Raw genomic sequence first — 14,836 nt, 5'->3', positions numbered from 1 at the left:
CTTAGAATCACTGGGAAAATCCCAGGGCGTTCTGGGAAAATGATAAGGACGGAGAAGCGTGCGGTCAAGCCGTCCTCGCGCGTTTACAAGCCGCCCCGTGGACTTCTATGATGCCCGGGTCCCCGACATGTCGCTCCCGACCCCAACATTGGCTCTCGCGGCGGTAGCCTGCCTCACCTCCGGATTCGCCTGGGCGGGTCCGCAGATGAACAGTACCTACCAGGCAGATGCCTTCGGCCCCATCGAGTTGCGCTCGGACGGGGAGCACCTCGTCGGCACGGCGCCGGCCGGGGGGCCCTGCCAACGCCCGGTCGCCGAGCAGATTCTGACAGGCGACTTCCAGGGCAACGTCTTCCTGGGCGAGCTCACGCTCTGTCAGACGGGGGACACCTGCACCCCGTCCCGCAGCTTCCCGGTGATGCTCGTCTACAACGTGGAGGAGCGGGCACTGGGCGGCGTGGTGAAGCTGGAGGACAGCTGCGAGTCCCCGGCCCTGCCCAAGAGCCGGATGCTGGTGTTCCGGGCGACGGAGCAGGGGGCCGCGCTGACGCCGACTCCGGCAACGGCGCAGGCCCCGGAGCAGCGTCAGGCGCAGGCTCCCGTGCCGCCCCCGCCGTCTGGTGGGGCCGCGCAGGTAGCGGCGCAGCGCCGGCTGGAGCCGCTGGACGTGGCGGCCACCTTGAAGCTGGGGCAGTCGTTGCTGGCGCAGAACCCCATCGCGGCGTCGCAGCAGTTCCAGTTGGTGCTGGCCCAGGAGAAGGAGAAGTACAACGCCTGGGCGCTGACGGGCATGGGCGTGTCGCACTACCTGCGCAAGCAGCAGCCGGAGGCGCTCAAGTACCTGGAGCAGGCGCGCAACGTGGGCAGCGGCGCGGCCAAGGCGGAGGCCTTCTTCTGGACCGCGTGCGTGAAGCGGGCGGCGCAGGAGTCCGGGTTCGCCCAGGTCGCGCTGCGCCGCGCGCTGGCGGAGGGCTGGTCCGCGCCGGAGGGCAACGCGCTGGTGGAGCGCGAGCTCCAGCTGTTCGCCAATGAAGGCGCGGTGTACGAGGCGCAGGTGAAGCAGGCCCGCAGTCGCAAGCGGGTCCAGGGCCGTGATCCGCAAGGAGCTGGCAGCGCCAGCCCGTGAACGCGCCGACTCCCGTGTCGAAGCCCATCCGCGTCTTCGGCAACTACGAAATCCAATCGCTGCTGGGCAAGGGCGGCATGGCCGAGGTGTACCGCGCGCGCGTGCGCTCCGGTCCCTATGAAGGCTGGACGGTCGCGCTCAAGCGGCTGTTGCCCGCGCTCACCCGCGACCCGGCGTCGGTGGACCTCTTCCGCCGCGAGGCGCAGCTGTCGCGCCAGCTGGACCATCCGAACATCGTGAAGGTGCTGGACGCAGGGATGCTGGACGACGTGTCCTTCCTGGTGATGGACCTGGTGGACGGGCGCGACCTGGGCCACATCCTGCGCCGGTGCAAGGCGCGCGGGATTCCGCTCCCCGTCGACTTCGCGGTGTACCTGGCGAAGGTGCTGATGGAGGCGCTCGCGTACGCGCACACCGCCACCGGCCCGGACGGCAAGCCGCTGGGCATCGTCCACTGCGACGTGTCCCCGTCCAACCTGTTCATCTCCCGCGTGGGGGAAATCAAGCTGGGCGACTTCGGCGTGTCGCGCGTGCTGGTGGACGGCAAGCTCCAGGGCGGCGAGGTGCTGGGCAAGCCGTACTACCTGTCCCCGGAGTCGCTGCAGGGCGCCGTCACGCCGGAGGCGGACCTGTGGGCCGCGAGCGTGGTGCTCTACGAGCTGCTCACGCTGGGCCGGCCCTTCGTGGGCACGACGCCGGAAGAGGTCTTCGCGGGCATCCTGTCGCGCAAGTACCGGCCCCTGCGGGCGGTGCGTCCGGACATCCCGCAGGCGCTGGATGACGTGCTGGCGCGCGCGTTCGCGGAGAACCCCGAGGACCGCTTCTCGTCCGCGGAGGAGTACGCGAAGGCGCTGTCGCCGCACTTCGACGAGAACGTGGGGACGCCGCTGGCCATCGCGGCGGTGGTGCGCGGCCTGTTCGGCACCACGGACGAGATGCCCGCGTACCGGGGCTCGCCGTCCAACGGCCCCTCAGAAGACAACGGGTAGCCGGGCGGGCAGGGCCCTGTCGCGCGGGCTCCCGTCCGATGGAGCCCGCTGCGGTGCCTGCTCCGGATGATGACCTTTCCTCCCGCGAACCCGCACCGGGAGGAATCCATGGCGACCGAGCGAAAGCAGCAGCAGCCCGAGCAGAACGAGCCCACCCGGGAGACAAGGCGGGGCGACGAGCGGCTTCCGCCCAAGCCCGACGAGGCCAAGGAGGGCATCCCCGGATACGGCCAGCCGGATCCAGAGGTCCGCGAGAAGAACCTGCCGGACCAGAAGTGGTGAGCCGCCCCAAGGATTGATCGCGTGTCCGTCAGTGCTCGCGACCCTGTGCGGTGCGGGCCTCAGCCTTCGAGGGCGCGCACCCGGGGCACATGCGTGCAAAGCGCGTCCACGACACGAGAGACCTCCGCGCTGGTGGTGCCAGGGCCCAGGCTGAAGCGCAGGCTTCCACGCGCCTCGGCGGGGGAGAGGCCCATGGCGCGCAGCACGTGGGACGGGGACAGCGTGCCGGACGCGCAGGCCGCTCCCGACGAGACGCGGATGTCCTCCAGGTCCAGCGCCATCAGCAGCGCTTCCCCCTCCACGCCGTCGAAGCGCAGGTTGCTGGTGTTGGGCACCCGGGGCGCCCCAGCGCCGTTCACCGACACCCCGGGCAGCCGCTGGAGCACCTGCTGTTCGAAGGTGTCGCGCAGGGCTTCGACCCTCGCGGCGGTGTTGGTCTGCTCCGCGGCGGCCAGCTCCAGGGCCAGGGCCAGGGCCTCGGCGTAGGGCACGTTCTGTGTGCCTCCGCGCCGGCCTCCCTCCTGGTGTCCGGGTGTCAGCGCCCGCACGTCCACGCCCTTGCGCACCACGAGCACGCCCACGCCCTGGGGGCCACCGAACTTGTGCGCGGAGAGAGAGAGCAGGTCCGCGTCCACTTCGCGCAACGTGAGCGGCACCTTGCCCGCGGCCTGCACGGCGTCCGTGTGGAAGAGGATGCCGCGCTGACGGCACGCGCGCGCCGTCTCCGCCACCGGCTGCAGCACGCCCGTCTCGTTGTTGGCCCACATCAGCGAACACAGCGCGGTGTCTGGCGTGAGCGCCTCCAGCACGGCCTCCAGCGGCACACGACCGTTGGAGTCAGGGGACAGCCGCACGACCTGGGCGCCGTCCTTCTCCAACTGCGCGAGCGCACCCAGCGCCGACGGGTGCTCCACCGTGGTGGACACCACTCGGCGGCGGTCCTTCAACGGGCGGGCCGCGTAGGCGCCCATGAGCGCGAGCGCATCCGCTTCGCTGCCCGACGCGGTGAAGGTGATCTCCTTCGGCTCGCAGCCCAGGACGCGCGCCACCTTCGCTCGCGCCGCGTCCAACCGGGCCCGCGCCTCGCGACCGCCGCCGTGCACACTGGATGCGTTGCCGAAGCCGCCTTCCGTGAAGGCCCGGGCGAGCAGCGCGCCCACCTCCGCGCGCACCGGCGCGGCGGCGTTGTGGTCCCAGTAGATCACGTGTCCTGCGCGGACAGCAGCGACACTGGCCGCTCCTCGGAGACACCAAAGGCTTCGAGGAAGCGCGACACCACCTCGCGCTTGAGCGCCTTGCGCTTGGCCGCGCTGCCGGACAAGGGCAGCCGCGCGCCCGCCATGCTGCCGTGGCCGCCGGACGAACCGCCCAGGTCCTCGCACAGCTCGCGGATGAGGCGGCCCGCGTTCATGCGACGGTCCTTCACGCGCAGGCTCAGGAACAGCTGGTTGCGGAACGTCCCGTACGCCAGGGACCACTTCATCCCCTCCAGGTACATCATCCGCTCGGCGACCTCCGCCACCAGGTCCGGGGAGTAGACCTCCTCCAGGTCGGTGATGATGGCGGTGCCGTAGACCTTCGCCTTCTCGATGGACGTGTGGAACAGCTGGAAGAAGCGCGCCGGCAGCTCCGGGTGCTCAATCTGTCCCAGCAGCTGCTTGTCGCAGCGGGGGAACAGCCACAGGTAGCTGTCCACGTCCGTCTGGGTCGTCTCACGGCCCAGGTCCCGCGTGTCCGCCTTGATGCCGTAGAAGAGCGCGGTGGCGATCTCCACGGACGGCTCCAACCGGGCGGCCCGCAGGTACTCCGCCAGCATGGTGGAGGTGGCGCCGAAGTCGCCGCCCACGTCCGCGAAGGGGGCCAGCAGGCTCTCCTCGCGCAGCGGGTGATGGTCCACCACCAGGTCCGCGCGGTAGCGCGCCGGCAGCGAGTGGTTGCGCACCGGCGGCTGCGTGTCCACCAGGCCGAAGAGGTCGTACTGGCTGAAGTCGATTTGCGACACGTGCGACACCGGCAGCCGGAGCACGCGCACGAAGGCGACGTTCTCCGCACGGCCAATGATGCCGCCGTAGCCCACGTGGGACTCGATGCCGGCCTTGCGCTCCAGCAGATGGGCGAGCGACACCGCCGCCGCCATGGAGTCGGGGTCCGGGTTGTCGTGCGTGAGGATGAGCGCCCGGCGGTGACCCTTGGCCACCTGGAGCAGGCGGGCCAGCTTGTCGGCGGCAGGCAACTTCGCCAGCCGCGCTGGCGGAGGCTCCGTGAGCTCGCTCCCGGCGGGAAGCTGGGCGCGGCGGCTTTGGAGGGTCGGGGTGACAGGCATGGGAACTCTTCTTTTACTTCCTCCGCCACGGGTATTCGAGAAGTCGGATGTTCTCCCCGTGACGTTCCAGGGGTGTTTCCAACACCCCAATGGTGTCGACGTGCCGCGCGTTCTTCACGCCACGGCGGAGGACGGGCGGGACGCCTGCTCCCTCGCCAGTCCTCCGGGGGCACGCCGCCCCGTGAGCGCTACTCCACCGTCTTGTACTTGCGGCCCAGGTCGCGGAAGTACTTCACGCCGTTGTCCAGCGAGTTCTCCATCGCGTCCATCAGCACCGTGCGGAACGTGGCCACGGGCGTGCGGAAGGACTCGTAGTAGCGCTGCCGGTCGATGGAGTGGATGACCGCGGGCATGTAGCCGTTGCGCAGCAGGATGAGGTTGCTGCACATGCGCCCCACCTTCCCGCTGTGCTCGGTGAAGGGGAAGATCTGCAGGAACTCATGCTGCACCACCGCCGCCTGTTTGATCGGGTGGAACTCGCGGAACTCCGCGCTGGCGGTGTGGTCCACGAGCTTCTCCAGCCGCGCCTGGATCTTCGCGGGCTGGGTGATGTCGTGGAAGTAGGTGCGGTGCAGGGGCATGTCCTTGCGCAGCCCCGCGCGGTCGCGCTCCTTGGCCAGCTCCTTCTCCGTGCGCTCGCGGCGCTCCATGCGAGCACGCTCGGCCAGCGCTTCCGGCGTGTTGCCCAGGAAGAGGTCGTGCATCCGCTTGATGGTGGTGAGCGTGAGCGCGGACTGCTTCTTCGCGCCCACGGCCTCCTCGCGGATGAAGTCCGCCACCGCCTTGTGGTTGCGGATCTCCAGCACCACCGGGATCATGGAGGCTTCCGCCGCCGTGCGCTCCGGGAAGAGCGCGGCCATCAGCTCCTGGTGCGTGTACACGACGCCTTCGAGCGCGGCGTCGTGGTAGATCCACGACATCTCGAAGCGGTCGAGGTACTCACGCGCCGGCGGCTTGCCCTTGTAGATCTCAAGGTACTCGCGCAGCTGCTCGTTCTTCTCGTCGATGTCCTGGTAGCGTTCCTTCACGGACTGCGGCTCCTTCTCGCTCCGGCCCGCCCCGGGCGCTGATTCTCAGAGGCTGCGCCGGGAGGTACAACGGCACGCGGAGTCTAGAAATTCCGCGCGGTTGGAACAAATAAAACCTGACTAGAGATTCACCAGGAACACTTCGCACGCCTGATCCAGCAGGTCTTTTGAAAGGGCTGGCGGGATTTGCCGGTATCGGGCCGCGTCCCGGATGAGCGACACGAGGTCGCGGGGGTGGCAGGAGCGCATCTCCATGCTGCGCGGCTTGTAGTAGTGCTCCACCAGGTAGGTGATGGCCTGGTCCACGTAGGGGATGCCCGCCGCTTCGCACACCCGGCGGAAGATCTCCCGGTAGGACTCTTCATCCGGGTTGCCTACTTCAATCTTGTACTTGATGCGCCGCAGGAAGGCCTCGTCCACCAGCTCCTTGGGGTCCAGGTTGGTGGAGAAGACGAGCAGCTGATCGAAGGGAATCTCGAACTTCTTGCCGGTGTGCAGGGTGAGGAAGTCCACCCGCTTCTCCAGGGGGACGATCCACCGGTTGAGCAGGTCCGTGGGGTGGACCTTCTGGCGGCCGAAGTCGTCGATGAGGAGCATGCCGCCGTTGGCCTTCACCTGGAACGGCGCCTCGTAGAAGCGGGTGCTCTCCGAGTAGATGAGGTCCAACGTCTCCAGCGTCAGCTCGCCGCCCACCACCACCGCGGGGCGCCGGCAGAGCGACCAGCGCTTGTCCATTTCGAAGGTCTGACGGCGGCCGCTGGCATCACGACCCGCCTCCAGCGCCACGGGCGTGTGGATGATGCGGTCGAAGACCTTGATGATCTGGTTGTCGATTTCGAGGCAGTGCGGGACGAACACCTCGCCGCCGAACATGTGGGAAATCGCCTCCGCCAGGCTCGTCTTGCCGTTGCCGGGCGGGCCGTAGAGGAAGAGCGAGCGGCCGGAGTTCACCGCCGGGCCCAGCTTGTCCATCAGCTCCGCGGAGACGGTGAGGTGGCCCAGGGCGGCCATGAGGTCCTCCTGGCCCACGACGGGCGTCTCCTCCGTCTGGCTGCTGATGAGGGCGTTGTACTGCTCGATGGGGACGGGGGCGGGGCCCACGTAGGTGGAGCGGGTGAGTGCGTCACGCGCGTACTCGCGGCCCTTCTCCGTGAGGGCGAACTCCACGGACGCGCGGCCAAAGCCCTTGCCGCCTCGGAGGTCCACCAGCTTCTCCGCGGCGAGGAAGTCCACCACGTGCTCCACCACGCCGGACCAGGGCAGGCACATGCTTTCGGCGATGGCCACGCCCGTGCCGGTGCCGGCGTAGTAGAGGAACTTGAGGCCCAGGTCCGCGAGCAGACCCATCCTCAGGCCCGTGTCCTCCAGCGACTTCGGCTCACTGGGAGCGATGTCGAGGACGGACGGGTTCTCCAGCTTGAAGGGATTGTCTTCGTGCGCGTAGCCGGCGGGAGGCATCGGGTACGGGTTGTACCCGATTCCCCCGGCCGCCGGGACTTCACGTCCGCCGACTGTCCGTCAAACGTAGGTCAGCCAGTCCGCATAGCGGGCTTCCTGGCCCCGTACGACGCGGAAGTACATGTCCTGGACGAACTTGCTGATGGGGCCGGGCTTCCCGTCGCCAATCTGCCGGTTGTCCACCTCGCGCACGGGGGTGATCTCCGCGGCGGTGCCGGTGAAGAAGACCTCGTTGGCGATGTAGAGGGCATCACGGGTGACGGTGACCTCTTCGATGGTGGTGTGGCCAGCGTCGCGCAACAGCTTGAGCACCGTGTCGCGGGTGATGCCGTCCAGGACGGGAGAGGAGAGGGGCGGCGTCTTGATGATGCCCTTCTTGTTCACGAGGAAGATGTTCTCCCCGGAGGCCTCCGCGACGAAGCCGCTGATGTCCAGGAGGATGGCCTCGTCGTAGCCGGCGAGCACCGCCTCACGCTTGGCGAGGATGGAGTTCACGTACTGGCCGGTAATCTTCCCGCGCACCATGTTCACGTTCACGTGGTTGCGCGTGAAGGAGCTGACCTTGGCGCGGATGCCCTCCTTCATTCCCTTGTCGCCCAGGTACGAGCCCCAGTCCCAGGCGGTGATGCCCACGCGGGTGGGGTTCACCGCGCCCAGGCCCATGGCGCCGTCGCCCATGAAGGCCACCGGGCGCAGGTAGGCGCCGTTGGCGAACTGCTGCTTCTGCTTGCGCAGCAGGTCCACCGTGGCCTCGACCAGCTCGTCCTCGGTGTAGGGAATCGGCAGCATGATGATGTGCGCGGAGTCGAGCAGCCGGCGGATGTGCTCGCGCAGCCGGAAGACGGCGAGCCGGCCATCATGGGTCTTGTAGGCGCGGATGCCTTCGAAGACGCCCAGGCCGTAGTGGAGGGCGTGCGTCATCACGTGCACGTTGCCCTCGTCCCATTTTATCAGCTTCCCATCGAGCCAGATGTGTTCGGCGCGCAGCACGGTGGATGAGGTTGAGCTCATCGGGATGTTCCTCTCGGGCCAGGGGTGGGACAGCTGAGGGACTTGTACCCACGCACACCGGGGACGCAAAGCGTGAAGTGCCAACGATCTGCACTCCGCGTGCAGCGCTTTGCGTCAGGCCTGCGCGATGGTGGGCAGGTTGGCGCGGGCCTTCTCGATGTCGCCCTCGTATTTGAGGACGAGGTTGAGCGTGGCGGCGACGACGTCCGCGCTGAGCGCTTCCGCGTTGAGCAGCGTCAGGCTCTGCGCCCAGTCCAGGGTCTCGCTGATGGACGGGGCCTTCTTCAAATCCAACGCGCGGATGGCGGCGACGGCCTCCACCACCTGCTCGGCCAGCACCTGGGGGACGTCCGGAAGGCGCGCGCGGACGATGCGCAGCTCGCGCTCGCGGTCCGGGAAGTCGATGTGCAGGTGCAGGCAGCGGCGCTTGAGCGCGTCCGACAGCTCACGGGCGTTGTTGCTGGTGAGGATGACGCGCGGGACATGCTTCGCGCGGATGGTGCCCAGCTCCGGCACCGTGACAGCGTTGTCAGAGAGGACCTCCAGGAGGAAGGCCTCGAACTCCGGATCCGCCTTGTCGATTTCGTCCACCAGCAGCAGGGCGGGCGTGTCCGACAGCTGGGCCTGGAGGATGGGGCGGGGGAGGAGGAAGCGCTCGGAGAAGAACACCGCGTCCCCGGACGCGAGCCGGTCCGCGGCCTCCGCCAGCGTGGACGTGCCCTGGGTCAGCTCGCCAATCTTGTCCTTGAGCAGCTGGGTGTAGAGCAGCTGCTTGGCGTACTCCCACTCGTAGAGGGCCTTGGCCTCGTCCAGGCCCTCGTAGCACTGGAGGCGGATGAAGGTCCGGTCCAACGCCTGGGCCAGGGCCTTGGCCAGCTCCGTCTTGCCCACGCCGGCCGGGCCCTCCACCAGGATGGGCTTGCCCATCCGGTCCGCCAGGAACACCGCCGTGGCGATTTCAGGGGACGACAGGTAGCCCACCGCCTCCAGGCAACGCGCCGCGTCCTCCACGCTGGTGAACGAGCGAATCTCCGAAGTCAGTCGAGGGGGGCTCACACCCGTCAACTTAACCGACGGTTCCGTGGCCACTGCGGCAAAAATGCCAGGGTTGTGGGGGCGCCGTCCGCACTCTTGAGGACCTTGGGAGCTGTAACCCTGCGGAATCAGGGTGCGTAATTATTTTCGCACCGCGGGCATGCACCGTGCATCTATGCGTGCGTATCTCAGGACGACGAGGTCGCGGGTCATGTGGGCGTGGCTGAAGCTGGCGATGGCGGTGCTGGTGGTGGTGATGCCGGGGGGCTTCCCCCTCGTGCTGGCGTACATCGCGACGAGGACGCTGCTGGAGCGGTGGCGGCAGGCGCAGGCGCTGGCGCTGGAAGAGGGCCGTCCGGTGTCGGTGGTGCGGGACGTGGTGGGCGCGCTGCACTTCCGGGATCTCATCCGTGAGGCGAAGGCGGCCACGGCGCTGTAACCGTCGCGGGACAGTCTTGAGATGGACGAAGGGCCCGGCACTCCACGGAGTGCACGGGCCCTTGTCGTTTCCCGCGAGGAGTGCGGGCTACTTGTCGAGCTCGTCGACGAGCGCCGTCCAGTCGTCCTCACCGGCTTCGGGGGCGGTGGGCAGCTGCATCACCATGGTGCGCTCCGGGGCCTCCTCGTCCACGGGGACGGGGGTGGGCGCGGCAGCGGCCTTCTTCGAGGCGGGCTTGGCGGCGGCCTTGGCCGGGGGCTTGGCGGCGGCCGGGATGACCGGGTTCGCCTGGACGGTGGCGGCCAGGTGCTCTTCCTCGGTGGCCTTGGTGCTGGCCTTCGCGGCGGGGGCGGCAGCCGCGGCCGGGGCCTTGGTCTTGTAGCGGGCCAGCTCCAGCTCGGCGACCTTGAGCGCCTTGCTCTTCTCCTGGACGGACGTCTGGAGGCGGGCGACTTCCTGCGCCTTGATGGCCTCGCGGCGCTCGAGCTCCGCCTTCTGCTTGGCGTTGAGGTCCTCCAGCTCCTTGGCCTGACGGGCCTCCAGGTCCTTGCGGTCCTTCTGCGCCGTGGCGAGCCTGGCGGCCGCCTCGTTGGCCTTGGTCTCCGCCGCGGCGACGCGGGCGTTGAGGTCCTTCTCCGCGCGGGCGCGGGTGCTCTGGGCGTTCTCCAGCGCCAGCTCCAGGTCCTGGGCCTTCTTGGTGCGGGTCTGCACCTGGGCCTGGGCGTCCTTGAGCTTCGTCTCCGTGTCGGCGGCGAACTTCTGGGCCTCCTGGGAGAGCTGCGTGATGCGCTGCTCCGCCTTGGCGAGCTTCGCGGCCAGGTCGTCCGACTGCTTTTTCGCCTCGGCGGCGGAGGCTTGGGCCTGCTGGGCCTGCTGCTGCGCCTGCGCCTGGGCCTGCTGGAGCTGTCCGGCCAGTCCGTCGCGCTCGCTGGTGAGCTTCTTCTGCTGCTGCGCGCCCTGCTGAAGCTGCGAGTCGCGGTCCGCGATGGCCTTGCGTGCCCCGTCCAGTTCGCCGGAGACGTTGGCGACCTGCTGGTTGAGCGCGTCCGCCTGCTTCTTCGCCTCGGAGGCCTGCTGCTCCAGCTGACCTTCCAGCTGCTTCACGTGCTCCGTGCGGGTGGAGACCTCGCGGTTGAGCACCTCCGCCTGACGCATCTTCTCCTGCGTCACGTGCGTGAGCTTGCGGAGCGTGTCCGACAGCTCCTTGCCCTTGGTGTCGACCTCGTTCTGGAGGAGCTCCTCACGGCGCTGCGACTCGTGGGTGAGCGTCTGGAGGCGGTCCTCCAGGTCGTGCCGCGCGTCCTCCGTCTGCGCGAGCTTGGAGGACAGCTGCGTGACTTCCGACACGCGCGTGCCCAGCTCGTGCTTGGTGACGATGAGCTGTTCGGCCAGGTCCTCGCCGTTGGCCTGGGCCTCGGTGAGCTGGCGCGTGAGCTCCGCCTGGGCGCTGGCGGCGGCCTGGCGGGACTGCGCGTGGGTCTGCTCCTCGCGGGCCAGCGCGTCCTGGGTGCTGGCGAGCTGGCCCTGCGTGTCGGCCAGCTGCTGGGACGTGGCGTTCAGCTCCGCGAACAGGTTGTCGCGCTCGCCGGTGAGGGCGTTGATGCTCGCGGTGGTCTCCTCCGCGAGCGCCGCATGGGCGGTGCGCTCCGCGTCGTAGCTCCCCTGCGTCTCCGACAGGTCCGCGCGCAGCTGGCCAATCTGGCCGGTGAGGTCCTGCTCCAGCGCGTCCTTCGCCGCGTTGAGCGAATGCAGCTCAGCGATGCGCGCGTCGCGCTCCTCGGTGGTGCGGGCGAGGAGGCCGTTGGTCTCCTGGAGGATGTCGCGCGTCTCGTTGAGCTCCGCGTCCAGTTCGTCGCGGTGCTGGGTGACCTTCGCCAGGTCGGCGCGCGTCGACTCCAGGGTCTCCTGGGTCTGCGTCAGCGTCTGGCTGGTGGCCTCCAGCTCACCGCGCGTCTCCGCGAGCGTGCCTTCCGTGCTGGAGAGCGTCGCCTGCGTGTCGGCGAGCGTGCCTTCCGTGCGCGCCAGCGTGTCCTGCGTCTGGGCGAGCGTCGCCTCCGTGGTGGCCAGCGTCTGGCTGGTGGCCTCCAGCTCGCCCTGGGTGGACGCGAGCGTCCCTTCCGTCTGCGCGAGCTTTGCCTGCGTGTCCGTCAGCGTCTGGCTGGTGGCCTCCAGCTCGCCGCGGGTCTCCGCGAGCGTGCCCTCCGTGCTGGAGAGCGTGGCCTGCGTGTCGGAGAGGGTCTGGCTGGTGGCGTCCAGCTCACCGCGCGTGGTGGAGAGCGTCTCCTCCGTCTGCGCGAGCCGGGACTGGGTGTCCGCCAGCGTCTGGCTGGTGGCCTCCAGTTCGCCGCGCGTCTCCGCCAGCGTGCCTTCCGTGCTGGAGAGGGTGGCCTGCGTGTCGGCGAGCGTCCCTTCCGTGCGCGCCAGCGTTCCCTGCGTGTCCGCGAGGGTCGCCTCGGTGGTGGCCAGCGTCTGGCTGGTGGCCTCCAGCTCGCCGCGCGTGGTGGAGAGCGTCTCCTCCGTCTGCGCCAGGCGCGTCTGCGTCTCGGAGAGCTGCTGGCTGGTGGCCTCCAGCTCGCCGCGCGTCTCGGAGAGGGTGGCCTCCGTGTTGGAGAGCGTGCCCTGCGTCTCGGAGAGCTGCTGGCTGGTGGCTTCCAGCTCGCCGCGCGTCTCCGCGAGGGTGGCTTCCGTGCTGGAGAGCGTGCCCTGCGTATCGGAGAGCTGCTGGCTCGTGGCCTCCAGGTTGCCGGTCAGCTCGGAGATGCGCGCGTCGCGGTCGGCGACGTCCGTCTGCAGGCCCTCGATGGTGCCGTCGCGCTGGGCGACGGTGTCCTCGAGCGAGGCCACGCGCGCGGAGAGCTGCTCGCCCTGGCGCTGGGCCGCGTCCAGCTGCTCGGTGAGCGCTTGAATCTGTCCGTTGAGGTCCGCCTCCAGGGCGTCCTTCGCCGCGCGCAGGTCCTCCAGCTGGCTGGTGAGGTCCTGCTCCAGCGCGTCCTTGGCCTGCTGCAGCGCCTGGATCTCCGCGCTCAGCTCGTTCTCGCGGTCCTCCAGGTGCGTCTTGACGGCCTCGACTTCGCCTTCCAGCTCACCGATGCGCTCGCGGTGCTGCTGGATGGTGGCGTTGAGCTCCGCCTCGCTGTTCTCGTTGCGGGCGATGGTCTCCTGCAGCTCGCGGTCGAGCGCGGAGATCTTCCCGTCCCGCTCCTCCACGCGCTGCGTGAGGTCCGCCTCCAGGGCGTCCTTGTCCAGCCGGAGCTGGTCGCGCTCGCCGGTGACGCGCGCGATGTCGGACTCCAGGTCCGCCACCTGCTGCGTGAGGCGCTGCTCCAGGGCGGCGCGCTCGGCGTTGAGGCGTTCAATCTCCGCGTCCGAGCGGATGGCGTGCTCCTCCGCCGTGGTGGACCGGGCCTCCAGGCCGCGCACGGTGGCGTCGCGCTCCTGCTCGGTCTGCGTCAGCCGCTCCTGGAGGGCCTGCAGCTCGCCGTCCAGTTCGGCATAGCGCTGGTCGCGCTCGCTGACGGTGCGGGACAGCTCGGACTCGAACTGGTCGCCGCGCTCGCGCAGCTGGAGGATGTCCGCCTCGTTGGCGCGGACGGTGTCCTGGAGCTTCTGCTCCTTGACCTCGAACTCCAGCGTGACGACGCCGAGGTGCTTCTCCAGCTTGTCGAACTCGTTGCGCCAGGACTCCAGGTCGGCGCCGCGCCGGGCCAGCTCCTCGTCGCGGAGGTTGACCTCCTTGCGCAGGACGTTGATGTCCTTCTCCTTGGAGGCGACGACCTCGATGAGGTCCTTCTCCGAGGAGAACTTCTGGAGGAGCAGGTCGTCGACGGTGGCGCCGTGCTCGCGCTCCTTCTGGACGATGGACTGCTGAGCGTCGTTGAAGCGCCGCAGCAGGTCGTCCACCTGCATCTTCAGGCCCTGCAGCTCCACGTCCTTCTCGTGGAGGCGGTCCTCGACGGAGAGCAGCTCGCGCTCGCGGACGCTCCAGATTTCGGACAGGCGCGCGAGCTGGGCTTCGCGCGTCTTCAATTCGTCCCGGAGGATCTGGACCTTGCCCTCGGGCGTGCCCATCAGCTCGCGGCGCGGGGGCGGGCGCTTGAGCTGACGCGACTCCGCCAGCAGCTCCGCCTTGCGGTCCGCGATGGACGAGAAGGCCCGGTCCATGAAGGCCTTGTCCTCGTCCGTCATCGCGCTGCGGCGCTCGCGCTTGGGCAGCTTGGGCGGGGCGCCCGTGCGCACGCCGGGCATGGGCGGCGGGGCTTCACGCGGGGCTCCGGAGAGCGCGGCGTCCAGGTCCGCGTCCGAGTCATCGGAGCCGGGCGGAACGATGCCCGCGCTCATGGAGGCCAGCTCGCCCATCTCGAACGGGATGACGAGGTAGCCGTCCGCGGCGGCAGGCGTCTCACGGTGCTTGTTCAGACCCTCCACGCCGGAGTCGGAGGAGAGCAGGAGGACCTTGAGGTTCTGGCCCCACTTGCCCTTCTTGATCTGACCACAGAGGGCGAAGCCGGACTGGTCCGGCAGCTCCGCGCGCACGACGACGAGGTCCGGTCGGCGCTTCTCCAATTCCCGCTGCGCGTCTGACGCAGTGGTGGCCATGGCCGTGTTGTAGCCCGCGCTCTTGAGCACGGAGGCCATGCTGAGTGCGAAGTCGTTCTGGCTTTCGACGATGAGGACGCGACGCTCCATGAAGCCCTTCACCCAGCAAAAAGTGCAGTGAAAACCGCCACATCCTATCGGGCGGGCACAAGGCTTGGGAAGTTTCCGAGCAGTGCTCGGTCGGCTGCCTCACGAGTTCTTGCCGCGAACCGCTCCCTGGCCGACAGGGGGGACCGACTCGGGGGACACGCCTTCGTCCGGATCCCGCCCGGGGAAGTTGGTGGGCGGGGTGGGCCGGGTGAAGCGAGCGCCCTCTGGAGGGCAGTACCCGTGCGCGAGCTGGGCGAACCACGGGTTGAGGGTGGAGTCGGGCGGCGCGGGCGGAGGCCCTGGGTCCTCGGCGTCCGCGGCCTCCACGTCGAGCGAGTCCGCGTCGTGGACCTCGTCGTCGTTGATCTCCTCTGCTTCGTCCAGCGCCGCGCTGGCGGTGGAGGGCGTGTGCCCGGCGTCGTCGTCCAGGGACAGGGCCTCGTCGGCGGCGATCTCCTC

At 69.2% G+C, this 14,836-nt stretch carries 11 protein-coding genes and 1 pseudogene; 4 read left to right on the top strand and 8 right to left on the bottom strand.

Annotated features, from left to right (window positions below; genetic code table 11):
- Positions 1 to 205 precede the first annotated feature (205 nt).
- The 3 genes from D7X99_RS00065 (at position 206) to D7X99_RS43060 (ending at position 2,397) form a co-directional block, all read left to right on the top strand.
- Positions 206 to 1,126 (top strand): hypothetical protein, encoded by a 921-nt coding sequence (locus tag D7X99_RS00065; RefSeq protein ID WP_121775904.1) that lies wholly within the window; start codon positions 206 to 208, stop codon positions 1,124 to 1,126.
- Positions 1,123 to 2,115, top strand: coding sequence for a serine/threonine-protein kinase (locus D7X99_RS00060; RefSeq protein WP_120595024.1), 993 nt, complete (start codon positions 1,123 to 1,125; stop codon positions 2,113 to 2,115). Before D7X99_RS00065 ends, D7X99_RS00060 begins: the two co-directional genes overlap by 4 nt.
- A gap of 108 nt (positions 2,116 to 2,223) precedes the next feature.
- Complete coding sequence (locus D7X99_RS43060; RefSeq protein ID WP_167548636.1) at positions 2,224 to 2,397, top strand: hypothetical protein; 174 nt, start codon at positions 2,224 to 2,226, stop codon at positions 2,395 to 2,397.
- A 59-nt stretch (positions 2,398 to 2,456) separates the two neighbouring features.
- Here the strand turns inward: D7X99_RS43060 and D7X99_RS00050 are convergent, their stop codons facing one another.
- The 6 genes from D7X99_RS00050 to D7X99_RS00020 all read right to left on the bottom strand — a co-directional run bounded on the left by D7X99_RS00050 (position 2,457) and on the right by D7X99_RS00020 (position 9,273).
- Complete coding sequence (locus tag D7X99_RS00050) at positions 2,457 to 3,602, bottom strand: cysteine desulfurase family protein (protein WP_121775903.1); 1,146 nt, start codon at positions 3,600 to 3,602, stop codon at positions 2,457 to 2,459.
- A complete protein-coding gene (locus D7X99_RS00045) occupies positions 3,599 to 4,720 on the bottom strand; it encodes a bifunctional oligoribonuclease/PAP phosphatase NrnA (RefSeq protein ID WP_121775902.1) in 1,122 nt (373 codons plus the stop codon). Before D7X99_RS00045 ends, D7X99_RS00050 begins: the two co-directional genes overlap by 4 nt.
- A 188-nt stretch (positions 4,721 to 4,908) precedes the next feature.
- The gene (locus tag D7X99_RS00035) at positions 4,909 to 5,748 is read right to left on the bottom strand and encodes a Fic family protein (protein ID WP_121775901.1); all 840 of its coding nucleotides are present in this window, start codon (positions 5,746 to 5,748) and stop codon (positions 4,909 to 4,911) included.
- 120 nt (positions 5,749 to 5,868) lie between these two features.
- Positions 5,869 to 7,206 carry an AAA family ATPase gene (locus D7X99_RS00030; RefSeq protein ID WP_121775900.1) on the bottom strand — a complete coding sequence of 446 codons (1,338 nt, stop codon included), beginning with the start codon at positions 7,204 to 7,206 and terminating at the stop codon, positions 5,869 to 5,871.
- A gap of 60 nt (positions 7,207 to 7,266) precedes the next feature.
- On the bottom strand, positions 7,267 to 8,217 hold the full coding sequence (locus tag D7X99_RS00025) for a branched-chain amino acid transaminase (RefSeq protein WP_121775899.1): 951 nt from the start codon (positions 8,215 to 8,217) through the stop codon (positions 7,267 to 7,269).
- A gap of 114 nt (positions 8,218 to 8,331) precedes the next feature.
- Positions 8,332 to 9,273 carry a MoxR family ATPase gene (locus D7X99_RS00020; protein ID WP_121775898.1) on the bottom strand — a complete coding sequence of 314 codons (942 nt, stop codon included), beginning with the start codon at positions 9,271 to 9,273 and terminating at the stop codon, positions 8,332 to 8,334.
- A gap of 190 nt (positions 9,274 to 9,463) precedes the next feature.
- On the opposite strand from D7X99_RS00020, the gene D7X99_RS00015 reads away from it, so the two are divergent.
- Entirely contained in the window at positions 9,464 to 9,691 is a 228-nt protein-coding gene (locus tag D7X99_RS00015) for a hypothetical protein (RefSeq protein WP_120565972.1), read from the top strand.
- Positions 9,692 to 9,778: 87 nt separating this feature from the next.
- Here D7X99_RS00015 and D7X99_RS00010 read toward each other — a convergent pair whose 3' ends face one another.
- Positions 9,779 to 14,377 (bottom strand): response regulator, encoded by a 4,599-nt coding sequence (locus D7X99_RS00010; RefSeq protein WP_121776027.1) that lies wholly within the window; start codon positions 14,375 to 14,377, stop codon positions 9,779 to 9,781.
- A gap of 99 nt (positions 14,378 to 14,476) precedes the next feature.
- Positions 14,477 to 14,836 (bottom strand): annotated as a pseudogene (locus tag D7X99_RS00005) (glycosyl transferase family 1); the annotation flags it as partial.

The organism is Corallococcus sp. AB032C, assembly GCF_003668935.1.
GTDB lineage: Bacteria > Myxococcota > Myxococcia > Myxococcales > Myxococcaceae > Corallococcus > Corallococcus exiguus.
This window is presented reverse-complemented; position numbering and strand designations above follow the sequence as displayed.